The 24,318-nt window shown below is 62.5% G+C and carries 27 protein-coding genes; 11 read left to right on the forward strand and 16 right to left on the reverse strand.

Going from position 1 to position 24,318, the window contains the following annotated elements; genetic code table 11:
- The 3 genes from EOA38_RS04365 to EOA38_RS04375 form a co-directional block, all read right to left on the reverse strand.
- Positions 1-853 (reverse strand): efflux RND transporter periplasmic adaptor subunit (locus EOA38_RS04365; protein ID WP_245480754.1); only part of this gene is annotated, 853 nt, incomplete at its 3' end.
- Between the two features lie 86 nt (positions 854-939).
- Positions 940-1,143 carry a DUF2892 domain-containing protein gene (locus EOA38_RS04370; protein WP_126092023.1) on the reverse strand — a complete coding sequence of 68 codons (204 nt, stop codon included), beginning with the start codon at positions 1,141-1,143 and terminating at the stop codon, positions 940-942.
- 27 nt (positions 1,144-1,170) lie between these two features.
- Positions 1,171-2,463, reverse strand: a complete 1,293-nt coding sequence (locus tag EOA38_RS04375; protein WP_127298558.1) for an FAD/NAD(P)-binding oxidoreductase — start codon at positions 2,461-2,463, stop codon at positions 1,171-1,173.
- Positions 2,464-2,633: 170 nt separating this feature from the next.
- Between EOA38_RS04375 and EOA38_RS04380 the strand changes: the two genes are divergently transcribed.
- Together EOA38_RS04380 and EOA38_RS04385 are read left to right on the forward strand one after the other, a co-directional pair.
- Positions 2,634-2,930: a metalloregulator ArsR/SmtB family transcription factor gene (locus tag EOA38_RS04380; RefSeq protein WP_127298559.1), complete on the forward strand. Its 297-nt coding sequence runs from the start codon at positions 2,634-2,636 to the stop codon at positions 2,928-2,930.
- Positions 2,931-3,091: 161 nt separating this feature from the next.
- The gene (locus EOA38_RS04385) at positions 3,092-3,496 is read left to right on the forward strand and encodes a host attachment protein (RefSeq protein ID WP_127298560.1); all 405 of its coding nucleotides are present in this window, start codon (positions 3,092-3,094) and stop codon (positions 3,494-3,496) included.
- 529 nt (positions 3,497-4,025) lie between these two features.
- Here EOA38_RS04385 and EOA38_RS04390 read toward each other — a convergent pair.
- Together EOA38_RS04390 and EOA38_RS04395 are read right to left on the reverse strand one after the other, a co-directional pair.
- On the reverse strand, positions 4,026-4,850 hold the full coding sequence (locus tag EOA38_RS04390; protein WP_127298561.1) for a universal stress protein: 825 nt from the start codon (positions 4,848-4,850) through the stop codon (positions 4,026-4,028).
- Between the two features lie 94 nt (positions 4,851-4,944).
- Positions 4,945-5,478, reverse strand: a complete 534-nt coding sequence (locus EOA38_RS04395; RefSeq protein WP_127298562.1) for a flavin reductase family protein — start codon at positions 5,476-5,478, stop codon at positions 4,945-4,947.
- 146 nt (positions 5,479-5,624) lie between these two features.
- Between EOA38_RS04395 and EOA38_RS40195 the strand changes: the two genes are divergently transcribed.
- The 5 genes from EOA38_RS40195 to EOA38_RS04420 all read left to right on the forward strand — a co-directional run bounded on the left by EOA38_RS40195 (position 5,625) and on the right by EOA38_RS04420 (position 9,511).
- Positions 5,625-6,275: a hypothetical protein gene (locus tag EOA38_RS40195; protein ID WP_245480755.1), complete on the forward strand. Its 651-nt coding sequence runs from the start codon at positions 5,625-5,627 to the stop codon at positions 6,273-6,275.
- A gap of 112 nt (positions 6,276-6,387) precedes the next feature.
- Positions 6,388-8,154, forward strand: a complete 1,767-nt coding sequence (locus EOA38_RS04405) for an alpha/beta fold hydrolase (RefSeq protein WP_245480756.1) — start codon at positions 6,388-6,390, stop codon at positions 8,152-8,154.
- Between the two features lie 62 nt (positions 8,155-8,216).
- The gene (locus EOA38_RS04410; protein WP_127298572.1) at positions 8,217-8,543 is read left to right on the forward strand and encodes a cytochrome c; all 327 of its coding nucleotides are present in this window, start codon (positions 8,217-8,219) and stop codon (positions 8,541-8,543) included.
- Positions 8,544-8,605: 62 nt separating this feature from the next.
- Positions 8,606-9,031 carry a DUF3775 domain-containing protein gene (locus EOA38_RS04415; RefSeq protein ID WP_126092030.1) on the forward strand — a complete coding sequence of 142 codons (426 nt, stop codon included), beginning with the start codon at positions 8,606-8,608 and terminating at the stop codon, positions 9,029-9,031.
- 240 nt (positions 9,032-9,271) lie between these two features.
- The gene (locus EOA38_RS04420; protein WP_189434476.1) at positions 9,272-9,511 is read left to right on the forward strand and encodes a hypothetical protein; all 240 of its coding nucleotides are present in this window, start codon (positions 9,272-9,274) and stop codon (positions 9,509-9,511) included.
- A gap of 101 nt (positions 9,512-9,612) precedes the next feature.
- Here the strand turns inward: EOA38_RS04420 and groL are convergent, their stop codons facing one another.
- On the reverse strand, positions 9,613-11,235 hold the full coding sequence (gene groL / locus EOA38_RS04425; protein WP_127298564.1) for a chaperonin GroEL: 1,623 nt from the start codon (positions 11,233-11,235) through the stop codon (positions 9,613-9,615).
- A 151-nt stretch (positions 11,236-11,386) separates the two neighbouring features.
- Between groL and EOA38_RS04430 the strand changes: the two genes are divergently transcribed.
- Together EOA38_RS04430 and EOA38_RS04435 are read left to right on the forward strand one after the other, a co-directional pair.
- Entirely contained in the window at positions 11,387-11,896 is a 510-nt protein-coding gene (locus EOA38_RS04430) for a hydrolase (RefSeq protein ID WP_127298565.1), read from the forward strand.
- A gap of 104 nt (positions 11,897-12,000) precedes the next feature.
- Entirely contained in the window at positions 12,001-12,963 is a 963-nt protein-coding gene (locus EOA38_RS04435; protein ID WP_127298566.1) for an alpha/beta hydrolase, read from the forward strand.
- Between the two features lie 42 nt (positions 12,964-13,005).
- Here EOA38_RS04435 and EOA38_RS04440 read toward each other — a convergent pair whose 3' ends face one another.
- From EOA38_RS04440 to EOA38_RS04480, 9 genes are all read right to left on the reverse strand, one after another.
- Positions 13,006-14,256 (reverse strand): MFS transporter, encoded by a 1,251-nt coding sequence (locus tag EOA38_RS04440; RefSeq protein WP_127298567.1) that lies wholly within the window; start codon positions 14,254-14,256, stop codon positions 13,006-13,008.
- 118 nt (positions 14,257-14,374) lie between these two features.
- A complete protein-coding gene (arcC, locus tag EOA38_RS04445; RefSeq protein ID WP_127298568.1) occupies positions 14,375-15,286 on the reverse strand; it encodes a carbamate kinase in 912 nt (303 codons plus the stop codon).
- Between the two features lies 1 nt (position 15,287).
- The gene (gene argF, locus EOA38_RS04450) at positions 15,288-16,289 is read right to left on the reverse strand and encodes an ornithine carbamoyltransferase (RefSeq protein WP_127298569.1); all 1,002 of its coding nucleotides are present in this window, start codon (positions 16,287-16,289) and stop codon (positions 15,288-15,290) included.
- 11 nt (positions 16,290-16,300) lie between these two features.
- Positions 16,301-17,515 carry an arginine deiminase gene (locus EOA38_RS04455; protein ID WP_127298570.1) on the reverse strand — a complete coding sequence of 405 codons (1,215 nt, stop codon included), beginning with the start codon at positions 17,513-17,515 and terminating at the stop codon, positions 16,301-16,303.
- A 12-nt stretch (positions 17,516-17,527) separates the two neighbouring features.
- Positions 17,528-18,994, reverse strand: a complete 1,467-nt coding sequence (arcD, locus tag EOA38_RS04460; protein ID WP_126092038.1) for an arginine-ornithine antiporter — start codon at positions 18,992-18,994, stop codon at positions 17,528-17,530.
- Positions 18,995-19,109: 115 nt separating this feature from the next.
- Positions 19,110-20,354 (reverse strand): MgtC/SapB family protein, encoded by a 1,245-nt coding sequence (locus tag EOA38_RS04465; RefSeq protein WP_126095760.1) that lies wholly within the window; start codon positions 20,352-20,354, stop codon positions 19,110-19,112.
- A 91-nt stretch (positions 20,355-20,445) separates the two neighbouring features.
- Positions 20,446-20,895, reverse strand: coding sequence for a pyridoxamine 5'-phosphate oxidase family protein (locus tag EOA38_RS04470; protein ID WP_126092039.1), 450 nt, complete (start codon positions 20,893-20,895; stop codon positions 20,446-20,448).
- Between the two features lie 28 nt (positions 20,896-20,923).
- Positions 20,924-21,619: a phosphoribosyltransferase gene (locus EOA38_RS04475; RefSeq protein ID WP_126092040.1), complete on the reverse strand. Its 696-nt coding sequence runs from the start codon at positions 21,617-21,619 to the stop codon at positions 20,924-20,926.
- 3 nt (positions 21,620-21,622) lie between these two features.
- On the reverse strand, positions 21,623-22,051 hold the full coding sequence (locus tag EOA38_RS04480) for a DUF2267 domain-containing protein (RefSeq protein WP_126095761.1): 429 nt from the start codon (positions 22,049-22,051) through the stop codon (positions 21,623-21,625).
- 273 nt (positions 22,052-22,324) lie between these two features.
- On the opposite strand from EOA38_RS04480, the gene EOA38_RS04485 reads away from it, so the two are divergent.
- The gene (locus EOA38_RS04485) at positions 22,325-22,519 is read left to right on the forward strand and encodes a hypothetical protein (RefSeq protein WP_126092041.1); all 195 of its coding nucleotides are present in this window, start codon (positions 22,325-22,327) and stop codon (positions 22,517-22,519) included.
- Positions 22,520-22,596: 77 nt separating this feature from the next.
- Here the strand turns inward: EOA38_RS04485 and EOA38_RS04490 are convergent, their stop codons facing one another.
- Positions 22,597-23,136, reverse strand: a complete 540-nt coding sequence (locus EOA38_RS04490) for an Hsp20/alpha crystallin family protein (protein ID WP_126092042.1) — start codon at positions 23,134-23,136, stop codon at positions 22,597-22,599.
- A gap of 574 nt (positions 23,137-23,710) precedes the next feature.
- On the opposite strand from EOA38_RS04490, the gene EOA38_RS04495 reads away from it, so the two are divergent.
- On the forward strand, positions 23,711-24,318 hold a 608-nt coding region (locus EOA38_RS04495), incomplete at its 3' end, for a cation-transporting P-type ATPase (protein ID WP_245480757.1).

Here is a 24,318-nt window from a genome sequence, read left to right on the forward strand (position 1 = left end):
CCGCCTGGGGTGGAACGCCGAGCATGGCGCGGCTGCCGACCGGGATCGACACCAGCGTGCGCTCGTTGACGAAATAGGTGCCGATATCAGCCACCTCGACATCGGCGATCACCCGCCCGCTTTCGATTTCGGGATAGACTTTGGCGATGCGCCCCTCGCGGGCCTTGACGAAGCCGGCGTTCGATCCGGTGCCGCGCTCGCCGATGTCGACTGTGGCGCCTTCGGCGATCTCGGCGGCGTGGCGCTCCGGCAGCGACAGACGCAGATAGTACCGGCCTGACGCAATGCGGGCGATCGGTTCGCCGGCCATGGCCACCGAGCCGGCCGTGACCGGAACGGTGAGCACCCGTCCGTTGGCGGGCGCGAGCGTCTGTCCCTCCCTGGAGCTCTGTTCGATGACCGCCTTGTCCGCGACGGCCGCCGCGAGCTGGTTGGTGGTGACGTCGAGCTGCAGCCGCGCGGCGTCGACCCGGCTCTGCGCCGCCGCGCCCTTGGCCAGCAGGTCCTGGGCGCGCTGCATGTCGGTGCGGGCATTGTCGAGCTGCGAGTTGAGCGCGACGATCTTGGCGTCGGCGGCCCGAAGCTGGAGCGCGAGCTTGTCGTCAACCACGATTGCGATCAGGTCGCCCTGGCGCACCTCCTGGCCTTCCGAGACGCGGACCTCGCTGATGGTGCCGGAAATGCGGGCGCGCGCCGGCACCACGGTGCGGCTTTCCACCTGCCCGTAGACGGCCTTCATTTCGGTGACGGTCGTGGCCTTCACGGTGAATTCCGCGGCTTTCGTATTCGATACCGCAAGGCACGCGGTGCCGATCAGAAGAATGTTGGCGACAGCCGATCTCATGCTTCGCATTGCGCTTGTTCCGGTCGGTTGAAATGGTCCAGGAGGCGCATCATGCGCCCCCTGGTTTGTGGCGGCGGTTCCTGAAAGGCGGGCTGCTATTTGAACGCGACGCCCGACTTGCAGCCGAGCTTCTTGAACACGATCGCCGCCGGGCAGAAGCCGGTCACGGAGGCCTGGATCATGTTCAGTCCGGCGAAAGCGGTCAGCAGGAACCAGTACGGCGAATAGTAGATGCCGAGCGCCAGCGAGATCAGCACAACGAACCCGGCGAACATCAGCACGGCCTTGTCGATGGTCATTTCATGTCTCCTTGGATGTGAGCCTGCCTATTCGGCCGGCTCGGTATGGATCGCCTTGAGCTTCTTGATGCCGAGCATGTCGAGCGCCAGCCCTTCATAGAAGGTCTCGCTCTTGCCCTGCCGGACCTTGTGCAGGAAATATTTCTCGAAGCCGACCTTGGCAGCGTGGACCCATTTGCCCTGCGAGGACCAGTTGACATTGCGCGGCGGGATCTGCGGCTGCGCCACGAAGGCGATGCCTTCGTCGCCGAAGTCGGCGAGGCAGACCGCGTTCCAGGTGGCGACGGCCCTGGGCTGCCCGCCACGCAGCAGCGCGCCGATGTTCTCGGCGGTGGCCGTGACCATGGATTCGATCATGAAGCCGGTCTTGGGGACGCCGACCGGCAACGGCGTCTTGCCGACCGGCGGTATGGCGACGCAGACGCCGATCGCGAAGACGTTCGGGTGCGCCTGGTTGCGCTGATATCTGTCGATGGTGACGAAGCCGCGCGGATTGACCAGGCCTTCGACCCCCGTCAGTGCGGAAACCCCGCGGAACGCCGGCAGCATCATCGAGAAGGCGAAAGGCAGGTCGTGCCCGGCCTTGACCGTGCCGTCGTCATTGACCTCTTCGACATGCATCGTGCCGGCCTCGACCGAGGCCACCTTGGCGTTGGTGATCCACTTGATGTGGCGCTCGCGCATGGCGCTTTCGAGCAGCCCCTTGGTGTCGCCGACGCCGTCGAGGCCGAGATGTCCGATATAGGGCTCGGGCGTCACGAACGTCATCGGCACCTGGTCGCGGACCCTGGCCTTGCGCAGCGCGGTATCGAGGATGAAGGCGAACTCGTAGGCCGGCCCGTAGCAGGAGGCACCCTGGACGGCGCCGATGATCACAGGCCCTGGCTTGCGGACCAACTCGTCGAACTTGTCCTTCGTCGCTACGGCGTGGTCGATGTGGCAGATCGACTGGGTGTGGCCGGACGGCCCGAGGCCGGGCACTTCGTCGAAGGCGAGGTCCGGGCCGGTGGTGATGATGAGATAGTCGTAATCGAGGAAGGAACCGTCATTGAGCTCGACGCGGTTCTCCTTCGGATGCACTTTCTTCGCGCCTTCGGGACGCAGCGCCATGCCACGCCGTTTGAAGGTATCCGCCAAGTCGACGGTGACGTCATCGCGCTCCCGCCAGCCGACGGCCACCCAAGGGTTGGAAGGCACAAAGGAATAGGACTTGCCGAGGTTGACGACGGTCAAACTGTCCTCACGGCGCAGCTTGTCGCGCATTTCGTAGGCCATAATGGTGCCGCCGAGGCCGGCTCCGAGAACGACGATGTGAGACATGATGGGTTTCCTCCCCATGGAGTTCATCCTCGCGCCATCGTGTGGGCAAGCCACACGGGCGCATTGACCAGGCTCAATTTCCCAATGGGCGGGCTCGAATGTATGGTGAGGCCGAAATGAGCTCGATCCACGGGTTGCATGTAACATTCAAAAATCATAAATTCAATAACATGAATGTAAGAGAAATGATCCCCGCCTCGGGAGAGGCGGCTGAACTGCTCAAGAGCCTGTCCCATCCGCAGCGGCTGCTCGTGCTTTGCGCCCTGGGAGGCGAGGAGCGCTCGGTGGCGGAGTTACGCGACCTGCTTGGCATCGACCAGGTGCCGATGTCGCAGCAGCTCATGCGGTTGAGGGCGGACGGGCTGGTCGAGGCGCGCCGGGAGGGCACGACGGTCTACTATCGGATCACGCGGCCGGAGGTGCTCACCGTGATCGAGGCATTACATTCCGCCTTCTGCCCTAGTTAACGCTGCTCGCTGCCGACGGCGTCGTGAACGGATCATGCCTTTGTCCCTTTGATCGAGGTCAAGGCGACGCGACCGGATCTGGAATCTTCTGGCTCGCGATAGCAATGAATTCATCGGACAGCGCCCCAAATCCCGGCTGATCCGTTTGCGGAGAAAATACAATGATCCTGAACAATGCCACCCTTGTCGCGGTCACGGATGGCGAGAGGCTGCGGCTGTTCCACACCAAAGGCCACGAACCTCATCTCGATTGGGTCGAAATCGAGGATCCCGTCCTCGAGGTGGCTCACACCGGATCCGGCGGCAGGCATCGCAGTTCCACCGCCAATCCAGATGAGTCACGGCTACGAGAAGATGATTTCGCCGGATCCGTCGCAGACTATCTCAACCATCAGGCGCTCGAGGAATCGTACGAGCATATACTGGTGATCGCCGATCCCCGGACGCTCGGCGAAATGCGAAAACATTATCGGCCTTCACTGAATGCGAAACTCGCGGGCGAGATCGGCAAAGACTTCGTCAAACATTCGCTCGAGTCGATCAAGGACGCCGTTTTGATGGTCTGACCGACGAACTGCTTTGATCGGTGCCCCTTGCCTTGTGGAGCGGGGCACCGAATGCGGCCACATGGGACCCGCCTGCATGGGGCCGAATCTACAAAAGAGAAAAATGCGAACCGAGGAACACGAGAAACTGGCCGGTAATCAGGGGAACCTTCAAGATCGGGCCGCCTTCGTGGCTGTCTTGGATCGGCAGTCCGCGCACACACGGATGCGTCTTCAGCACGTCCCTCCAGATCGTTGGAAAGTCCGCCCCCTTGTTTCTTTGGGCATTGCAAACATCGACAAGCTTCGCAGCAGCGCTTCTCATTAAGTGGGGTACCCGAATGCTAAATGGCAAACCATAGTGACTGATTGGGCAGGTCGGGTTTGATCTCGGTCAATCCCGCCAGAAAAAACGTCGATTCGATCATGCCCAAAAGCGCCGGTATGATGGGTCACGCCTCTTGGCGAGCCCCCACCTTTCAACGTTCTGGCGGCGCTTCACCGACCCAGCGACCAGGTGAACTGCTTATGCGAGATTTCTGGCGCAGCATCAGCTCGACATCAGCCGATTGAGCCAGACCTCGTCGAGCAGCGAGCGGGTAACCCCACCGAACACCCATTCCCGCAACCGGCTGTGTCCATAGGCGCCCGAGACGACCAGTTCGGCACGGACCGAGGCGAGGAAATCGACGAGGCGGTTGCCTTCATCGTCGGACTTCAGGATTTCGGTACGCGCCTTGATGCCGTGGCCGTCGAGGAAACGCGCGACGTCCTTGACGCCGTCCCTGATCCAATCATCCGGATTGCGATCGACCGCGACGATCGTGACTTCACTGGCCATGGCCATCAGCGGCACAGCGTCCGCCACGGCACGCCTCGCTTCACGCGTGTCCTTCCAAGCCACCACGACCCTGCCTGTCGGCAGACTCGCCGAGCCGTTTGCCGCGACCAGCACGGGTCTGCCGGCGCGCAACACCAAACTGCCCGGATCGGCCGCGCGGTAGGAATCGCCCGTGGACGCGCCCTGGGCGGCACCCGTAACGATGAGGTCGGCGAGACGAGAACTCCTCGCCATGGCGGCATCCGGGTTTTCGACCGCGCCGCGCCAGTCCGTCTCGACTGTTCCGGCGACGAGATTCTCGAACTTGCCGCACAGGTCCTTCAGCCGTTGCCGGATTTCATCCCGCGATTGCTCCCAGAGCTCGGCCGCAATTGCCGCTCCCTCCGGCGCCATCGTCACCGGCAACGGAGCATCGGCGGCGCAGAATCCGATCAGGCGGGCGTCAAAACGCTTGGCAAGGTCGATACCGGCCAGAGCGAGCGGTTCGATCGGACCGTCGATGCCAAGGTTCAGGAGAATGGATTTGTAGCTCATCGATATGGCTTTCGGCTCGAGTGGTTCGATGTCCGAAGCTAATTTGCCGAAACGAACTCGCCTTGATGCCGATCAAAGTGATGCCGTATGGCCTTCAGGGCATGCGGGACTCGAAATGGATCACTTCCCCATCCACGATGAAGCCGCCGTTTCCAATGTGATGGATTGTCTTCGGCTTCGGCTGCGCCGGATCGATCCAGGCTTTGAGGACTTCCAGGACGAACAGATTGTATCTGTTGACCAGTCTCGTATCGACGACGCGGCATTCGAGGTTGGCGAAGCACTCGGCGATCAGGGGCGCCGACACCCGCTCGGCGCGCAGCGGCGTCAGCCAGGTGGTCGCGAACTTGTCGGTATCCCGACCAGAGCAGTTGCCGACCTTGACGACCTTCTCCGTCAGCTCGACGGCGGGGATCGCAATCACGCATTCCTTTGTTTTCCGCAACGTGAAGAACGAAAGGTCGCCGCTGGACACGATGCAGGCGATCCGCGGCGGCGCGACCTCAACCATCATGTGCCATGACATGGTCATGACGTTGGCGCGGCCTCCGCCGGATCTGGTCGACAGCAGAACGACGGGACCAGGTTCGATCAATCGATACACATCGGCAAGCGGCAGTTCCTTCATCTCCGTCCCTCGCTAAGCATTCGCAGGCTTGTTCGCGTAAATCTGTTGCCGCCAATACCGTCCTCCGCCTTGATCATGGTCAAAGCTGAGACCCGGGGTCGTGGGATTTGGAGCAGCGATGGGGGCCGTTCGAAGCGGCATGGCAAGTGAATCCGATTGATCACGATCAATGCCGGCTTGAATGGAGTCTGCGACCTTCGAACCAACAAGGGCTCATCCATGTCTGCCGAAGACATCCTTCTCTGGGGCGCCGTGCTCTGCTTGGCCTTTATCGCCGGAGCCGCGATCTATTCCGGACTGGCTTCGTTCAGCAGAAGCAAACGCCCGTCGGCAAGCTAGGCCTTCGGCCGCCGGTCACGGTCCCGCCAGCCGAAGACAAGACATTGAAGCGAAGAGCGAAAGGAAAGATCATCATGACCTGGAATGCAGAAGAGTTTCGCGCGCCGGACGTGCTGCCCTTCGTTCGGACAGCACAGAAGTTCATGCGAGCCACCGCGGTCCTGCAGGCGCATGCGATCCGCGCGGGGCTGCGCTGCCAGATCGAAAGCGCGTCCTTCCTCAAGCGGCGGTTCGAGGATGACCTCAAGCTCCTCGATAAATTGACCGGCAGTGACGAATTCGTCGATGCCTTCGACGTGTACGTGAATTTCGTCCAGAACGCGACCTCCGACTATGCGAACGAGGCCGGCAGATTCGCCTCCATCGGCGCCAAGCTTGCTTCGGAAACAGCCGGGCGGGTTCGCAAAGAGGCGGAAACGACGATCGACGACATGGCCGCAGCAACCATCGCGACCTGAAATGTTGCGATCAAGGAAGAAGGGGCGGAAACCTGCTGATCGGTCCTCCGTCCCGAGCGTTTACGACGAGGCGGGGAACCGGGGCGCGCGGCGAAAGTCGGGGCATGGCGCGGTGACCGCGACCGGCGCCTCGGCGCTGCCGCTGCCGGATGATGAAGCCGGGGGCATCTATCGCGATGTCGATCGGCTCTCGCATGCCTTGCTGGCGGCCTTCACTGCAGGCATTTCGCCGATCAGCCTCTTGCAAGCCTGGCAGGACTGGCTGCTGCACTTGTCCTCATCACCGGGCAAGCAGGGGGAGGTCTTCGTCAAAGCGGCCGAAAAGGTTGCGAGGCTGAGTGATTTTGTTTTTCGCTGCGGGCTCGGAATGGGATCCGCGGCGCCGACGATCGTGCCCTTGCCGCAAGACAGAAGGTTCCAGCACCAGGCGTGGCAGGCGTTCCCCTTCAACGCCATGCAGCAAGCTTTCCTGCTGTCCCAGCAATGGTGGCACAATGCGACGACAGGATTTCCAGGAGTCACGAGGAGGCATGAGCGCCTTGTCGAGTTCTACAGCAGGCAAATCCTGGACACCGTCTCGCCCTCGAATTTCCCTGCGCTCAACCCGGAAGTCATCGACAAGACCTTTAGGGAAAATGGCGCCAATTTCGTAAGCGGCGCCAACAACCTGGCCGACGACCTGCTTCGTCTGATGGACGGTAGACCGCCGGCTGGCGCGGAGAGCTTTCGGCCAGGCATCGAAGTCGCCATCACGCCAGGCGAGGTGATCTTCAAAAACGAGCTGATCGAGTTGATCCGCTATGCCCCAATGACGGGCACGGTGAAGGAGGAGCCGATCCTCATAGCCCCCGCCTGGATCATGAAATACTACATTCTCGATCTTTCGCCGCGGAACTCGCTGGTCCGCTACCTTGTGCAGAACGGCTATACCGTTTTCTGCATCTCCTGGCGTAATCCGAGCAGCGATCAGAGTGGACTCTCCCTGGACGACTACCGCCGCCTCGGCGTGATGGCGGCCTTGGATGAGGTCGGGAAGGCGACTGGAAGCAGCCGGATCCATGGGGTGGGCTACTGCCTTGGCGGGACGCTGCTGTCGATTGCCGCGTCGGCAATGGCCCGCGACGGCGATCACCGATTTGCCAGCCTGTCGCTTTTCGCGGCGCAGGTTGATTTCGAAGAACCAGGCGAACTCGGCCTTTTCATGGACGAGAGCCAGATTACCCTGATCGAGGACATGATGTGGGTCGAGGGCACCCTCGATCAGCGCCGCATGGCTGGAGCCTTTCAAATGCTTCGCTCGCAGGACCTGATCTGGTCACGCATCGTGCGCGAATACCTGCTCGGCCAGCGCGCTCCGATGACCGACCTCATGGCCTGGAACGCCGACTCCACCCGGATGCCGTTCCGTATGCAGTCGGAATATTTGCGGCAGCTTTATCTGGACAACGATCTTGTCGAGGGGCATTTTCGTGTCGGGGGCAGACCCATCCATCTGGAAGACATTCGATCGCCGGTGTTCGCGGTCGGCACCGAGACGGATCACGTTGCGCCGTGGCGTTCGGTATTCAAACTGACTTACCTGCTCGACACCGACATCGACTTCGTTCTGACAAGCGGTGGACACAATGCGGGCATCGTTTCCGAGCTCGGCCACCCGGGCCGTTCCTACCGGCGGCTCAGTTGCCGCCACGCGGATATCCGTCCGGACGCGGATGAATGGGCGAATAACGCGACCGTGACATATGGCTCCTGGTGGCCGGCCTGGGTGGAATGGCTGGCGCGGCACTCCGGTCGTGAGGTCGCAGCCGACCGGCCCGGCGCCGCAGGCGACTTGAAGGCGATTTGCGCGGCGCCCGGTGCGTATGTCCTTGAACGATAGTGCGTTTCGGCAGTTTGAGCCAGGTCAAGGTTCAGCGTCCGTTCGCGGCGTATTCTGCGTATATGAAACGTCGAATAGCGCTCCAGATCCTGCCGTTTGCAGTCGCCTTCGCATTGCCTGCCTGGGCGGGCGACAGTTCGCAGATCGCTTATGGCAAGAGGCTGGTCGAAGCAAACTGCGCGCGTTGCCATGCGGTTGGTCCGGCCGGCGCAAGCACCCATCCTGATGCTCCGCCGTTTCGTTCATTGCATCGCCGCTATCCGATCGAAGACTTGCAGGAAGCCCTGGCCGAGGGAATCTCCACCGGCCACCCGGACATGCCCGAGTTCGTGGCAGCTCCCGACCAGATCGAGGCCATCATCGCCTACATCGGGAGCCTCGATCGGTGATGACGGCCATCCAGACCTGCATTTCATGAGAGGGAGCGCTGAGGACGAAGAGGAGATGTCGGATGAAACGCGGAATCGGAAGTGAGGACGCCGAGACGCCTGAACTGGCAATTGCCGTCCGGAAAGTCTGCTTCATAGTCGCCAAGGCACATGAATTCGACGTCAAGGTTGCCGTTACCGAGCCTGACGCGGGGTCCAATCCCACGGACGACAATGAGATTGCAGTGCTTCAGGATCATGATGACGATCCTGTGCGTGAGGAGCTTGGTTCGCTGATCTCGGAGCTCTCCATCGATGAGCAGATCGACCTCGTGGCGTTGATGTGGCTCGGCAGGGATGACGGTGAGGCGGCCGATTGGGAAGAGGTCCGCCAGCAGGCCGCCTACGCCCACAACAAACACACGGCCGGCTATCTCTGCGGCAACCCGCTTCTCGGCGATCACCTCGAAGCGGGCCTTGATGCTCTCGGCCTGTCTTGCCCCGAGTGAACCGATATTGACGCGCAAGGCACGAAACTCTCGATCATGCTGATCTACTGGCCTCATGAAGCCGGTGCGCCTATCGATTTTCGGACGCGTGGATGCAGTGAGCGGAGCGCACTGCCTGCGATGGCTTGGCCGTATGCGCGTCTTGGACGCCGCACGCGATAACGAGGACAACAGCCAAGCGTCCCGAGGTGCACCGATATCGGCGTCGCCAGTAGGCGTAACATTGAGGGAGACAAGCAAATGCAGTTGTTGGCGTCCCTGTTCTTGCCGACTTATCCGGACCCGCCGGGGCCGAAGGTTGCGTCGAACGCGGTGGCGGTGGCCAGGCAACTCGGCGCCACGTTGGATGCCGCGGTCATCAACGTCGACATCCCGGACGTTCCGAATGCCTTGTCTGGCCGTGGCGCTGGCGGCCGGCTTGGTCTGGTTTGTTCGCTTGAGCTTCTCAAATATCGCTCGCGAGGACTGCTGAGCGCGTGAGCTGACCGCCTTGGCTTTCAGCTATATTCTGTCAGACATTCCAAGCCACGGTGTCGCGATATCGACTGCCGCGACGATATCGGGACCTTCCCGGTTTGTCGCTACATCGACATTTCCGGTTCAAGCGGACGCTCCTTTGCCGGCTCCGGAATCTCGGTCATGGTCGCTTCCGTCAGGAGCAGGACGCTGGCGACGGAGACGGCGTTCTCGAGCGCGATCCGCACCACCTTGGTAGGATCGATGATGCCAGCTTCGACGAGGTCGACATATTCCTTGCGGCCGGCGTCGAAGCCGAAATTTCCCTTGCCCTCGATCATCCTGGCGACGACCACGCCGCCGTCGACAGCCGAATTCTCGGCGATCTGGCGCACAGGCACTTCGAGAGCGCGCTTGAGGATCTGGACGCCGGTGCGTTCGTCGCCTTCGCAACGCGCTTCCTCCTCCGTGACCGTACCGATGCAGCGCAACAGGGCCAGTCCGCCGCCAGGCACTATGCCCTCCGCGACAGCGGCCTTGGTGGCGCTGATGGCGTCGTCGAGCGCCTCCTTCTTGGATTTCATCTCGGCCTCGGTCGGCGCGCCGACCTTGATGACGGCCACGCCGCCGGCGAGCTTGGCCAGCCGCTCCTGAAGCTTCTCGCGGTCGTAGTCGCTGGTGGTATCGCTGATCTCTCGCCGAATTTGCTCGACGCGACCCTTGATGGTCTTCTGCTCGCCGCCACCGCCGATGATGGTGGTGTTGTCCTTGTCGACGACCACGCGCTTCGCGCGTCCCAATTGCGCCATCGTCACGTTTTCGAGCTTGAGGCCGATATCCTCTGAAATGACCTGCCCGCCCGTCAGGATGGCGATGTCCTGCAGCATGGCCTTGCGACGGTCGCCGAAGCCCGGCGCCTTCACGGCGCAGTTCTTGAACGTGCCGCGGATCTGATTGACGATCAGCGTGGCCAGCGCTTCGCCCTCGACATCCTCCGCGATCACAAGCAGTGGCGATCCTGATTTCGCCACGGCCTCGAGCAGCTTGATCAGGTCGTTGAGCGAAGAGATCTTCTTTTCGACGATGAGCACGAGCGCGTCTTCCAGCACCGCCTCCATCTTCTCGGTGTCGGTCACGAAGTAGGGGGACAGGAAGCCGCGGTCGAACTGCATGCCTTCGACCACATCGAGGACCGTTTCGGTGGTCTTCGATTCCTCGACCGTGATGACGCCTTCGCCACCGACCTTCTCCATGGCCTCGCCGACCAGTTCGCCGATCAGCGGATCATTGTGCGCGGAGATCGTCGCCACCTGTTCCTTCTCGCGCCTCGTCGAGACCGGCCGCGATATCTGTTTGAGCGTTTCGATGACGCGCTTCGTCGCACGATCGAGACCGCGCTTGATGTCGATAGCGCTCGCGCCCGCGACGACATTGCGCACGCCGTCGGCGAACATGGCATGGGCAAGGATGGTCGCGGTGCTCGTTCCGTCACCCACCATGTCGCCCGTCTTTTCGGCTGCCTGTCTCAGCATCCGCGCGCCGAGATTTTCTTCCGGGTCCTTCAGGTCGAATTCCTTGGCGATCGTGACCCCGTCGTTGCAGACGATAGGCGCGCCCCATTTCTTCTCGATCAGAACCGACTTCGAGCGTGGACCGAGCGTCACACGCACGGCGTCGGCAAGCTGGGTGGCGCCGCGGAGGATCTTTTCGCGCGCCGCCGAGCGAAACAATACCTGTTTGTGAGCCATGACCATCTCCCAAGTCTGCCGGCTCGTTCCAGCTAACAGTCATCCCTTCGATCGGCCTTGATGCGCATCAAATGCGTTCCTTGTTGACGAGGATCAATGACGACGGGCGCGTCACCTGCTGGATGGTGCCGATCCGATCAAGGGAACGATCATGCAGACGAATGAAACGCCCCGATACGATGCCAGCGTCAACACCACCGGCTGCTGCCCCAAATTCAATCCCGAAGGCTGGGACGCTCAGGAACTGCACTTCAAGGACAAGCGTTTTCTGAGAGCGACCACCCGCTCCGTCATGCATATCCCGCTGAACATGGGTGACGTGTTCGCCCGCGTTAACAAGCATATCGACGAAGCGGAAGCCTCGGACACGGATCGGTTCATCGTGCTCAGCCGGGATATTTCGCCCTGGAGCGGCGAGCATCTGTTCTCGGTCACGAAATCGGTTGCCGGCGAAGAGATGACGACGCTGAGCGGCGACTTTCTGACGAAGGTGTTCGAGGGCTCCTACAGCCAGGCAAGGCAGTGGCACGAGGAGATGCGGCAGATCGTACGCAACCGAAAATCGGAACCGGGCGACGTCTATTTCTTCTATACGACATGCCCGAAATGCGCCAAGGCCTATGGCAAGAACTATGTCGTTGGCGTTGCCGCCGTGGCTTAGCACCCGCAGGTCAACGCGTTGCGGTCACTCAAGGGATTGAGATATCCATTTGCTTCCAGGTGATGCGGGTCAATCTTCGCCCGTCCCTTGGAGGAGCTTTCGCAATGAGTCGAATTGGCGGTTTCCTGCTGGTCATGCTGATCGCCATGGCGACCACGACCAGTGTGGCTTTCCTGCTTTACAGGAACGAGCTTGGTCGTCTGCGCGACGCCGTCAGTCGCGGCAGCATGGTCGCCAATCTCGACATCGGTCCGATCGAATACGCCGACAGCGGCGCGGGCAGCCCGCTGCTGTCGATCCACGGCGCCGGCGGCGGCTTTGACCAAGGCCTCGCCCTTGCTGCCGATCTAGCGGGCGGGGGCTTTCGGGTCATCGCGCCGTCGCGCTTCGGCTATCTGCGCACGCCCGTTCCGCGAGACCCCTCTCCAGCCGCGCAGGGCGATGCGCACGCGGCGTTGCTCTCCAGACTGAACGTCCCCAAAGCGGTGGTTGTCGGTGTTTCGGCCGGCGCCCGTTCTGCCGTCGAGCTGACACTCCGGCACCCTGACAAGGTTGCCGCTCTCATTCTGGTCGTCCCAGCCCTTTATTCGCCCACCAGTCCGGTCGCGATCGACGTCGGTCGCGGCAACAGGTTCGCCTTCTGGGCCGTCAACGCTGGCGGCGATTTCGCTTGGTGGGCCGCCGAGACTATCGCACCGTCGGTGCTCATTCGCTTTCTCGGCGTTCGACCGGCGCTGGTAACGGCCGCGCCCCAGGCCGAGAGGGACCGCGTCATGAGCTTCGTCAGAAGCGTTGAACCGTTGTCGCTGCGTTTTTCCGGAATCAATATCGACAGCGCCCCCGAGCTGCATGAACTGCCGTTGGAAGAAATCACTGCACCGACAATGATCATCTCCGCGCGCGACGACCTGTTCAACACGCTGCCGGCAGCCGAATTCGCGGCGGGTAGGATCCCCGGCGCAAAGCTGGTCGTCTACGACACCGGTGGACATCTCTTGGTTGGACACGCGCAGCAGGTTCGCAAAGCAGTCCGCGTGTTCTTGGAGGGAGTGGGCGTGATTCCGTGATCCGATAGCCCGGACAGCGACACGGGTTGCTCGGTATCGGCGTCAGGAGCCGGACACCGCGCCTTCTTCCGCTTTCCCATTGCGCCCAAGGGTCGGCATCAGCCAACGGACCAGGCCAAGGCCAAGGAGCGCCAGCGCCGTGAAGCCGGCGCCCGCCAGGAAGGTCATGCGCGGTCCGAAAAGATCCCAGAGCGTGCCCGCCAGCAGGCTGGCGGCCAGCAGCGCGAGGCCGCTCGACAGGTTGAACATGCCGAAGGCGGTGCCTCTCAGTTCCGGCGGGGCCGTATCGGCGACGAGCGTTGCCAGAAGTCCTTGTGTGAACCCCAGATGCAGGCCCCAGAGGCCCACGCCGAGCGCCACGCCGGCCAGATTTCCGGGAAACGCCAGCACGATGTCCGCGGCAATGAGGATCAGGAAGCCGAGAATGAGCATCGTCAGTCGATTGACGCGATCCGAGAGCACGCCGGCCGGATAGGCTGCGAGCGAATAGACCACGTTCATGACGACGAACACCAGCGGGGCGAGCACGATCGGCAAACCCATGCCCTGCGCGCGCAGTATGAGAAACGCTTCGCTGAACCTGGCCAATGTGAACACGGTGGCGACGCAGACAACCAGCCAGAAGGGCGACCCCAGGCGCCTGAGCTCGGACATGCTCAAGGGAGCACGCACCTCACGCAGGCCGGCGGGCCGAGCCGGCTCATGCACGGCTGCGACCAGCAGCACGACCGCCAGAAGGCCAGGAACCACCGCGACCCAGAACACGGTCCGAAACTGATTGGCGGTCAGCCACATCAGGGCAATCGCCAGGAGCGGTCCGACAAACGCGCCCACCGTGTCGAGCGCTTGGCGAAGCCCGAAGCTGGCGCCGCGCGCATGAGCCGGGGCGATGTCGGCAATCAGGGCATCGCGCGGGGCGCCGCGAATGCCCTTGCCGACACGGTCGACAAAGCGAGCCGCCACAAGCCAGCCGACCGAAGAAGCCAGCGGGAATACCGGCTTGGTGAGGGCGGCGAGGCCGTAACCGATCACCGCCAGCAGCTTGCGTTTTCCCAGCCAATCCGACAGCGCGCCCGAAAAAACCTTGGTGATGGCGGCCGTCGCTTCGGCGATGCCTTCGATGGTGCCGACGGTCACCATCGATGCGCCCATGACGGTGACGAGATAGATCGGCAGCAAGGCGTGGATCATCTCCGACGAGACGTCCATCAGCAGCGAGACGAAGCCCAGCGCCCAAATCTCCGCTGGGATGGTCCTCAGGCGGATGGGGGTGGTTTGCTCGAACTGTTCCATGACCCCCTCGGCAGGTCGACATCGGTCATGCTCAGCGTAGGAACCTGCGACGGCGCTGTCCATCGAGATTGGCGCTCAAAAGCGCGTCACATCTTTGAACGACTTCAGGCGAGGGCGGTCAGGGTCCCGTTGTGATAGTCGTGCCGCGCTCGCCCTTGACGATTGCCAGGGCGTCGTCGAGCTTGCCGATCGCGGCAGGCTTGCCGGTAGCCTCGACGAACCCGATCGCGGCGCTGACCTTGGGACCCATCGAGCCGGCCGGAAACTCCCGCGCGGATATCTCTGCCGCGACGACCCGACGAAGCGCGCGGGCGGCGGGTGTGCCGTAATCGAGATAGACCGCGTCGACGTCGGTCAGCATGAGCAGCATGTCGGCCTTCAATTGACGCGCGAGAAGCGAACTCGCCAGGTCCTTGTCGATGACGGCCTCTACGCCGCAGAGGCTGCCGTCGTCCCTGGCTATGACCGGGACGCCGCCGCCGCCCGTGCAAATGACGATGACGCCGCGCTCGACAAGGAACGAGATCACCGATGCTTCCAGAATCTCGAGTGGCCGCGGCGAGGGCACGACGCGGCGCCACTTGTCGCCATCGGGCGCAATTTTCCAGCCGCGGTTCGCGGCAAGCCGTCGCGCGGTGGCTTCGTCATAGACGGGGCCTATCGGTTTCGTCGGATGGGCGAAGGCCGGATCGCGGGGGTCCACCTTCACCTGCGTCAGCAATGTCGCGAACAGCCTGTCCTTGAGGAGGTTGCCAAGCTCCTGTTCGATGACATAGCCGATCATGCCGGCGCTCTCGGCGCCGAGGACATCCAATGGGAACGCCTCACGCTCCGGGTCGGCGGCGGCCTGCAGCGCCAGCAGGCCCACCTGGGGGCCGTTGCCATGCGTGATTACGACCGAGTGTCCTTCGCCGATCAGCGCCGCCAGCACGGATGCGGCACGCTTGACATTGCTGCGCTGGTTCTCGGCGGTCATCGGCTCGCCGCGCCGCAAAAGCGCGTTCCCGCCGAGCGCGGCGACGATCAGCATCTCAGTTGCCGATCGTGGCGACGAGCAGCGCCTTGATCGTATGCATGCGGTTTTCCGCCTGGTCGAAGACGATCGACGCGCTCGACTCGAATACCTCGTCGGAAACTTCCATGCAGTCGATCCCATATTCGCGCGCGACGTAGGCGCCGACTTCAGTCTCGGTGTCATGGAACGCAGGCAGGCAATGCATGAATTTCACGTGCGGATTGCCGCTTGCCGACATCACTTCGCTCGTTACCCGGTAGGGCGTCAGGAGACGGATGCGCTCCGGCCAGGCAGACTTGTCTTCCCCCATGGAAACCCACACATCCGTGTAGATGAAGTCGGCAGCTTCGACACAAGCCTTCACGTCTTCGTCCAATCTGAACCGGCCGCCGTTGCGCTCCGCCAAAGTCCTCACATGGGCGCAGAATTCCTCGTCCGGCCAGAGCTCCTTCGGTGAAGCGATACGCATGTCGATGCCGACCTTGGCGGCGCCCACGGCCAGGGACTGCGCGACATTGTCCCGTCCCTCACCGATGAAGGCGACGGTCATGTCAGAAAGATGCTTGTGCGTGAATTCGCGCATCGTCATGAAATCGGCAAGGATCTGCGTGGGATGCGCCTCGTCCGTCAGGCCGTTGTAGACAGGCACCCCGGCATGCGCGGCAAGCAACTCGGCCTGATGCTGCGCAAAGCCGCGATATTCGATCGCGTCATACATCCGGCCGAGCACGCGCGCGGTGTCCTTCATGGACTCCTTGTGTCCGATATGGCTGCCGGTGGGACCGAAATAGGTAACGTGGGCGCCCTGATCGTAGGCGGCCACCTCGAACCCCGTCCGCGTGCGCGTGGAGTCTTTTTCGAAGATGAGCGCGATGTTCTTGCGAACAAGGCGCGGTATCTCATGCCCGGCTTGCTTGGCGGCCTTGAGATCGGCGGCCAGCTTCAGGAGGAAGCGGATCTCTTCGGGCGAGAGGTCGTCCAGCGAGAGCACCGAGCGGCCATGCAGGTTGATCGACATTGGCTGTCCTTTCAGATCGGGTCGCGGGCGATGGGGCAGGTCATGCAATGGCCGCCGCCGCGGCCGCGGCTGAGCTCGGCGCCCTCGACGGTGATCACCTCGACCCCCGCGCGGCGCAGAAGCGTGTTGGTATAGACGTTGCGATCGTAGCCGATGACGATACCCGGCTCGACCGCGACGACGTTGTTGCCGTCGTCCCACTGCTCGCGCTCAGCCTCATAGCGGTCGCCGCCGGTGGCGATGATCCGGAGTGATTTCAGTCCAAGCGCCTCCGCCACGACCGTCGTGAAAGGGGCGTTTTCTTCCCTGACATCGACCGCCGCATCGCCGTCTCCGGGCCGGATCGAGAAGCAGCGCAGCCGCTCGACCACGGGCGGATACATGGTGGCAAGGTCCCGGTCGCAGAAGGTGAAGACGGTGTCGAGATGCATGAAGGAGCGATCGCGGGGCATCAGCGCCGCGATCACGCGCGTGGCCTCTCCGGCGGCGAACAGGCTGCGGGCAAGGTCGCCCACCGCCTGCGGCGTGGTGCGTTCGCCCATGCCGACGAGGACGACGCCTCCGCCGACGGGCATGACGTCCCCGCCTTCCAGGCTGATGCCTGTTCCGGCTCCCGGAGACACGAATGGAATGCCGCTGTCGCGAAACCGCGGGTGGAAGCGGTAGACGGCCTCGACGTTAGCCGCCTCGGGCCGCCTGGCGGGCCAATACATGGCGTTGACGGAAACAGCGCGATAGATCCAGCAGGAACTGTCGCGGGTGAAGAGCTGGTTCGGCAGCGGCGGCAGCACGAAGTCCTGCGGCGCGAGCGTCCGTCCGGTCAGTCCCTTGGGCTCGAACGGAAGTTCGGCGCGGGCAATGCCGCCGACGAGACAGCTTGCCAGCAGGTCCGAAGGCATCTCGTTCAGCCATCCCCGCATCTCGTCGACCATGTCCAGGCCGACGACGCCCGCATGCACGCGGCGATCGAGAAGCCAGTCGCGCGCCTTGCCGATGCCCATGGTCTGCGCCAGGAGCTCGCCGAACGAATGGACCACCACGCCGCGTTCGCGCAAGGCATCGACGAAAACGTCATGCTCTTGGCGTGCTCGTTTCACCCACAGCACGTCGTCGAACAGCAGCGCCTTGCAATTCTCCGGCGTCAGCCTGCGCAGGCTGAGATCCGGCCTGTGAACCATCACCTCGCGCAGGCGGCCGACTTCCGAATGGACCCCTAGATCTGTCATGGGAACGAACTCTCAAAGCGGGCTGACGGCGCCGGTCCACATTTCGTAGACGGCAAGGATTGCGACTGCGACGAGTGCGACCGCGATGACGGTTTCCACGGGATGGAAGACGCGCTGATTGCCTTCTCGACGGGCCCAGACATAGAAGATGATACCCGGCGCATAGAGGATCGCGCACATGAACAGATAAGCCGGTCCCGCCGCATAGACGAGCCACAGGCCGTAAGCCGTCGCCAGCAACCCCGCGATGAGAGGCCCGGCGCGCTGTTCGCCGCTCTCATAGCTTTCCCCGGTCAGGGCCAGCTTGGCGGCGAAAGCTCCGGAGAAAATGTAAGGCACGAGGATGGCCGCCGAAGCGATGTAGAAGAGCGCCTGATAGGTGCTCTGCGCAAAGAGCGTGATCACCAGGAAGGCCTGAACGAGCAGGTTGGTGATCAGCAGCGACGTCGAGGGCACGCCGCGTTCGCTTTCCCGGCCGAAGAATTTCGGCATCGTCCCGTCCTTGCCGGCGACATGCGGTATCTCGGCGGCGAGCAAGGTCCAGCTCAAGAAGGCGCCGACGACCGAAACGACGAGTGCAAGATTGATGAGCACGGCGCCCCAGGGTCCGACGACGGCCTCCAGCACGCCCGCCATCGATGGGTTCTTCAAGGCGGCAAGCTCGGGTTGGCTCAGGATACCGAGCGAAAGCAGCGAGACCAGCGCATAGAGCGCGAGGCAGGTGAAGAAACCGAGCACCGTCGCGGTCGCGATGTCCTTGCGGCGCTCCGCCCGGGCGGAGAACACGCTGGCCCCTTCGATGCCGATGAAGACCCACAGCGTCACCAGCATGGTGCTCTTCACCTGAGCGGCGATGGTACCGAGAGAGGCATTGCCGAGCCCGGTGAAGTCGAGCGACCAGACGTTGAGCTTGAAGGCGACGGCGACAATCCCGACGAAAAGGACAACGGGAGCAATCTTGGCTACGGTCACGATGGTGTTGACGACCGCGGCCTGGCGAATGCCCGCGAGGATCAGCAAGTGGATGAGCCACAAGAGGATCGAGGCGCCGAGCACCGCCTGCCATGTATTCCCGTCACCAAAGGCAGGGAAGAAATAGGACAGCGCGCTGAAGACGATCACGGCGTAGGACACGTTGCCGACCCAAGCGCTGATCCAATAGCCCCAGGCACTGTTGAACCCTATGAAAGGCCCAAACCCTGCCTTGGCATAAGCATAGGGTCCCGCATCGAGATCGGGTCGGCGCACCGCCAACGACTGGTAGACGAACACCAGCGCGAGCATGCCGATCGCCGTGATCGTCCAACCGATCAGGATCGCCAGAGGACCGGCGCCGGCTGCCATGTTCTGGGGCAGACTGAACACGCCCGAGCCCACCATCGAGCCGATCACGAGCGCTGTCAGCGATCCCAATCGTAGCTTCGTCGATGCGGTGGTCGTGGCCTCCCGGATTGGGATATTGACCTCTGTCGTGGACATGATGCGCTCCCGTTGCGAACAGTGGGAGGATTTCGCAGCAAACAGAACTGGCGGCCTTGACGCCGGTCAAATTTGGGCATTGCGCCGACAGGCGTGTCGAGACGGCCGCAGTAATCTACAGGAGCTGCAAGGCGCTGTAGCCGGCAGCGGCGGCGGCTAACGTCATGCCGGCCAGGGGCAACCAGAATCTCACCGGACCCGCAAATACCGCCAGGGAAAGGCGTCCGACCGCGTTGGCCATCAGCGCCGTCAGCACCGCGTGTCCTACCGTTTCGATCGAGATCGAATGCTTGACCAGGCGCAGAGCGCTGAGCACTGAAGCATCGACATCGAACGCGCCCGCGATCGCGGAGCTCGCCAGCAGGCCCCGTTCTTCGAACTGCGAAGCCAACGCGGCACTGGCCGTCGAGGCCGATGCGAACAGCAACGCAAAGATCAGCAGAGGCGCCAATTCGAATGGATTGCGCGTCGGGGCGGGGTTCTCCGGCTTCTGGCCATGGATGACCAATGCGATTGTTCCGCAGGCGCCGAATGCCAGTGCGGCAGCGAGCGCGGGCGCGGCGATGAATGCTGCCACGCTCGGCGCCAGAGCCAGAACCACGACGCAGACACGCAAGATCGAAACCATTGCCGCCAGCGAAGCCGCGCCCGCAAAAGGCAAGGGACTGCTCGCCGTGTTGGCGGTGCGAGCCAGCGACAAAGTGACGGCGGTGGATGAGACGACAGCGCCGGCAAGCGCGCTCACAATCAGCCCGCGAGCGTTTCCGAGAATGCGCACCGCGACGTAACCGGCGAACGAGATCGAGGCCATCAGCACCGTCAGGAGCCAAATCTCGCGCGGGTTGAAGCCTCCCCAGGGATCCAGCGTGCGGTCCGGCAGCAGGGGCAGCACGACCGCGGTCATCACCGCGAGTATCAATGCCGAGCGAAGCTCCAGCCAGGTCAGGCGCTGCAAGAGTCCATGCAAGACCTCGCGGCTTGCAAGAAGTGCCGCCAGGGCTGCGCCGCCTGCGGCCGCAACCCGGAAATCGCCAGCCACGCAGAGCGCCCCAAGGGCGAAGACGGCAAGGCCCGCGACGACGGTCGTGACGCTGAAATCCTCATCGTGTGAGGCTTCGCGTGCCTTGTACCATGCGAAGATGCCAGCAAAGGCGAGGAACCCGGCGACCAATACGGAATTTTCGGTGAGCGCCTGGGCCAAAGCCGCAAAAACACCGCCGAGGAGGCCCGATATGCCGAAAGTCCGGATGCCGGCCGTGCGGCTACGATCAGGGGCATCGCGCTCTCGCCAGCCTCGCTCCAACCCGACCAGCAATCCTATCGCCAGGGCCACTGCAAGGCGGGCTATGAGCGAGTCCATCATGAGGTGCCTCAAGGCTGCGCATGCTGCCGTCCGCTTCGATCAGCGGTCGGCATCGCGTGACTTCCTCTTTGGGTCGCCATGGCAAGGATCAACTCTCTATCGCCTCGCGGCCTGAAACTTCCGCGATGAAGATCCTGAAGAACACAGGGGGGAGACGCTCCAATTCCGGGGACGCGGCCGGCTTGAGCGCACCTGGCTCCCACCAATCGGAGTGTCTGCTCAAGACGGACCACGCGTGATCCCGCTGAAGCTTGTGCCCGATCCGATCCGGAAGCTCCTCATAGCGGCCATAGGCGATCACGCTTCTCCAACCTCGATCCGTGCCGTGTTCGTCGACCTGAACCGACACCAGCGGATTGGAGCGCATCCAGTCGATCTTCTTGCCGGGCATGGAAAAGGCATAAAGATGATTGTCCGCGTGGGCATAATAGAGCGGGACGATATAGGGTTGCCCGTCTTTCGTGCAGGCCAGGTGACCGACGCGATTGGCCGTCAGAATTTTCGTGCACTCCAGAGTGGAAAGTGTGCGGATCTGCATCGGTGGACTCCTAGGTGCCGGCTTGTTGTCATGATTTGTTTGCGGCATGCGCCGCGGGCCGCCTTCTGTCGTTGGCGTTACGGCGTGCCTGAGCAACGAGAGCCATGATGTCGAGGACCTCACTGTCGGAGAGCTGTGGGAAGTTGACGTAGTAATAGCTGAGCGCGGGGAAGCGGGTCGGCTGGCTGAGACAGATGAGCAAATCGGCCTCCCGCGCAAGTTCGGCTGCGGTGTCCGCGGGCGCCACTGGAATTGCGACGACGATTTGACGAGGCGAGCGTCGCTTCAGAGCGCGAATGGCAACCTTCATCGTGGTTCCGGTAGCCGCCCCGTCATCGACGATGATCGCCGTCTTTCCGTCAACCGACAGGGAGGCGCGCTTTCCGCGATACGCCGCGCGCCGCCGCTCCAGCTCCGGACGCTCCTTGGCGATCAGGAAACGAAGCTCGTCATCGTCGAGAGCGTAGGCTTCCACGATCTCCCGGTTGAGAACGACATCCGGCGGGTCTCCATCCACGATGGCGGCAACGGCCAGTTCCGCATTGCCCGGCGCCCCGACCTTGCGGACGAGGACCAGGTCCAGCGGCGCCTTGAGAACCTTGGCCACCTCAGCGGCGACGGGAACCCCGCCGCGCGGCAAGGCCAGAACAACCGGATCCCGCAGATCGAGCGTGGCAAGCTCGGCAGCGAGTTTCTGTCCGGCCTCCTGGCGATCGCGAAACATCGGTCATTCCTCCGGCCATAAATGACGAAGCGACTTCTTCATCGAATTGCGGACCTGGACGATCTCGCCATGAGAGATATGGCGGTCGAGGAGCTTGAACACCGCCGCGATCGCCTTGTCGATGTCGACCTCCGCCTCGTAGCCGAAGCTGTTCCTGACGCTGATGACGAAGTCGCGCTTCGTTCGCTCGCTTGCCGGTTTCGCAGGGCTCCACCCTTCAAAGTAAATGCCCCTGACCAAAGTCGGCAACTGGGCTGACAGATCGGCCATTTCCTCCGGCGAGAGCCAGTCGCGCAAAGTGTGCAACACCGATCTCAACAACCGGAAAGCGCTCTGTTCGTTCCAATCCAGATCCTTGGCGAGTTCGTTCGCCCATTGCTGAGCCTGCTCGGCTGCATGCGCTATGGAAGTGTGTGAGACAGAGTGCGCCATCGTTGGGACCCTTCGACCTGTCCCTTTCTCCGCCATTTAGACCTGCGCGCATTGCGTTTGATCAATTCGCGCGCGCCCTTGACCATCCGGCTCATGCTTGGGCCACTGGCGGATCGTCAAGGAGAGGCTTCGGACCTCGCCGGCGCCCGAACTCAACCGGTCGCAGCAGTTTGGAAGGCGGTTGCAGCGAATGTGAACAAGTCAGGGTAGGATATCGAAGCTATTGGATATAAGCTTGATGGCAATGCGTCTTGTCGGCAATTGAGGACTGTCGTGGATCGGTTCATTGCTCTGGCCAACATCGCTCATTTCGAAGATCTGCTTGCCCGGGAAACCGACCCGGAAAAGCGGATGATGATCCGAGGCCTGCTTGCGCGCGAAAAGGAGAAGCTCAAGATCGCAGAGCGCCAGGCAGAGACCAACCAGAAGCGGGCTGCTCCTTCCAGGGCCGACGATCAATCGGTGTAAGCGAACGACGCCTGCAGGCGGAGAGGTTCTTTCTCAGTGCGCTGCCTGGCGCACTGAGAAAGTGATCGTTCGAGCCGTTATGCGGCCTTCACGGTGATCTTCTTCTCGGCCTTCCGGGCTTCTGCCGTCTTGGGCAGCTTGACCGTCAGCACGCCCTTGGCGAAGCTGGCGTCGATCTTGTCGGCGTCGACCCCCTCAGGCAACTGGAACGATCGCTGGAAGGAGCCGTAGCGGCGTTCCGAGAGGTAGTAGTCCTTCTCCTTTTCCTCCTTCTCTTCGTTCTTTTCGCCCTTGATCGTCAGCACCCGGTTGGCGAGCTTGATCTCGATGTTCTTCTCATCGATGCCCGGCAGTTCGGCCGTGATCTCGTACGCATTGGCCTTTTCCACCAGATCCATCGCCGGCGCCACCGACCATGCGCTGTTCACCGCCGGCAAATCCCGGCCGAACAGCGAACGGGTGGAGGGCAGGCGGAAGTCGAACGGATGGAAATCATCGAAGAGCCGGTCGATTTCACGACGCAGGCTCTCGAACGGTCCCATCCAATTGTCCGACCGGGCAGGAGCGGGAGCATTCTTCTCGGACTTCACGGGCAGTTTGGTAGGGGCTTCAGCCATGGTTCTCTCCATGAGACAGATTGATTGATCAGCAAGTGCCGCTGCCTCCGCTCTTCCGCCTTAGGGTACCCAACAGGCGCCAGAGCCGGAGGCCAGCGGACCCGCCCGACGGCGTCTTCGCTGAACCGGTCCATTGCTTCGCGATTTCCGCGTTTGACGCGGATCGTCGCGCCCGCATCGCCAATTCATGCTCGGCCGATCGAGGCTGGCATCAAAGCACCGGCCTGAGCGGGCATCCTTGATCCGCATCAAACAGGCGCGAAGAAGAGAGCCGGTCGCCACCGAACGCCCTGAAGGTTCCTGGCGGCTGCCAACGACGACGTCTAGCCCACATGCGTCCGCGCGCGCTGACAGACGAGTTTGATAGACATCAAGGCACCGCGCGCCGGAAGGGCGCAATTGCAAGGGTGTTTCGCTGTTGCGCGAGGAGATCGCATGTCCTGCAATACGATGGTCGTCATAGTGGCTGTGGACGCGGATCGGGCATCGGCCATGCAGATTGCGGCGGCACCGCCCCAGCTTTTCGGCTGTCAGGCCAGCGTCAATCGCTTCCCGTCTAGCTGAGGGCTCGGGGATGGCGACCGGCAGAGTCGATCAACCCGAACGGCCGGCAAGCGAGCCGAACTCGATCGGGCATTCCTTGGTTGTCGCCGAGCACGCCTACTGGTCCCTTGGAACGGATCAGTTGATCGGGCAACTGGAGACCTCGACCTCCGGTCTTTTGAGCGTCGACGCTGCGATCCGCCTCGCCAAATTCGGCCGAAACGCGCTGGTGCCGCGGTCCGGCGGATCCGCATTGGCTGTCTTCGCCCGCCAGTTTCGCAGTCCGCTGGTCCTGATCCTCATCTTTGCCGCCGCCGTTTCGGTGTTTGTCGGCGAGGGCCATGAAGCAGCGATCATCGGCGCGATCGTGCTTGCCAGTTGCGTCCTCAGCTTTACCCAGGAATATGGCGCCTCTCGCGCTATGGAGGCGCTGCAGCAGCGTTTCTCCCGCAGGGCAATCGTCCTGAGGGACGGTTTCGAACGCACGATCGACGTCGAGGACATCGTTCCCGGCGACGTCGTCCGTCTGTCAGCCGGCAATCTCATCCCAGTCGACGGCGTGATCCTGGAATCGCGGGATTTCAATGTCAGCGAGTCCGTTCTGACAGGCGAGACCTTTCCCGTCGTGAAGTCGGCCGG

It is taken from the genome of Mesorhizobium sp. M1E.F.Ca.ET.041.01.1.1, assembly GCF_003997355.1.
In the GTDB taxonomy this organism is placed as follows: domain Bacteria; phylum Pseudomonadota; class Alphaproteobacteria; order Rhizobiales; family Rhizobiaceae; genus Mesorhizobium.

Coding starts and splice junctions, on each gene's coding strand:
- EOA38_RS04370 (WP_126092023.1), bottom strand. CDS start 1,143: ATGACCATCGACAAGGCCGTGCTGATGTTCGCCGGGTTCGTTGTGCTG.
- EOA38_RS04375 (WP_127298558.1), bottom strand. CDS start 2,463: ATGTCTCACATCGTCGTTCTCGGAGCCGGCCTCGGCGGCACCATTATG.
- EOA38_RS04380 (WP_127298559.1), top strand. CDS start 2,634: ATGAATGTAAGAGAAATGATCCCCGCCTCGGGAGAGGCGGCTGAACTG.
- EOA38_RS04385 (WP_127298560.1), top strand. CDS start 3,092: ATGATCCTGAACAATGCCACCCTTGTCGCGGTCACGGATGGCGAGAGG.
- EOA38_RS04390 (WP_127298561.1), bottom strand. CDS start 4,850: ATGAGCTACAAATCCATTCTCCTGAACCTTGGCATCGACGGTCCGATC.
- EOA38_RS04395 (WP_127298562.1), bottom strand. CDS start 5,478: ATGAAGGAACTGCCGCTTGCCGATGTGTATCGATTGATCGAACCTGGT.
- EOA38_RS04410 (WP_127298572.1), top strand. CDS start 8,217: ATGAAACGTCGAATAGCGCTCCAGATCCTGCCGTTTGCAGTCGCCTTC.
- EOA38_RS04415 (WP_126092030.1), top strand. CDS start 8,606: ATGAAACGCGGAATCGGAAGTGAGGACGCCGAGACGCCTGAACTGGCA.
- EOA38_RS04420 (WP_189434476.1), top strand. CDS start 9,272: ATGCAGTTGTTGGCGTCCCTGTTCTTGCCGACTTATCCGGACCCGCCG.
- groL (WP_127298564.1), bottom strand. CDS start 11,235: ATGGCTCACAAACAGGTATTGTTTCGCTCGGCGGCGCGCGAAAAGATC.
- EOA38_RS04430 (WP_127298565.1), top strand. CDS start 11,387: ATGCAGACGAATGAAACGCCCCGATACGATGCCAGCGTCAACACCACC.
- EOA38_RS04435 (WP_127298566.1), top strand. CDS start 12,001: ATGAGTCGAATTGGCGGTTTCCTGCTGGTCATGCTGATCGCCATGGCG.
- EOA38_RS04440 (WP_127298567.1), bottom strand. CDS start 14,256: ATGGAACAGTTCGAGCAAACCACCCCCATCCGCCTGAGGACCATCCCA.
- arcC (WP_127298568.1), bottom strand. CDS start 15,286: ATGCTGATCGTCGCCGCGCTCGGCGGGAACGCGCTTTTGCGGCGCGGC.
- argF (WP_127298569.1), bottom strand. CDS start 16,289: ATGTCGATCAACCTGCATGGCCGCTCGGTGCTCTCGCTGGACGACCTC.
- EOA38_RS04455 (WP_127298570.1), bottom strand. CDS start 17,515: ATGACAGATCTAGGGGTCCATTCGGAAGTCGGCCGCCTGCGCGAGGTG.
- arcD (WP_126092038.1), bottom strand. CDS start 18,994: ATGTCCACGACAGAGGTCAATATCCCAATCCGGGAGGCCACGACCACC.
- EOA38_RS04465 (WP_126095760.1), bottom strand. CDS start 20,354: ATGGACTCGCTCATAGCCCGCCTTGCAGTGGCCCTGGCGATAGGATTG.
- EOA38_RS04470 (WP_126092039.1), bottom strand. CDS start 20,895: ATGCAGATCCGCACACTTTCCACTCTGGAGTGCACGAAAATTCTGACG.
- EOA38_RS04475 (WP_126092040.1), bottom strand. CDS start 21,619: ATGTTTCGCGATCGCCAGGAGGCCGGACAGAAACTCGCTGCCGAGCTT.
- EOA38_RS04480 (WP_126095761.1), bottom strand. CDS start 22,051: ATGGCGCACTCTGTCTCACACACTTCCATAGCGCATGCAGCCGAGCAG.
- EOA38_RS04490 (WP_126092042.1), bottom strand. CDS start 23,136: ATGGCTGAAGCCCCTACCAAACTGCCCGTGAAGTCCGAGAAGAATGCT.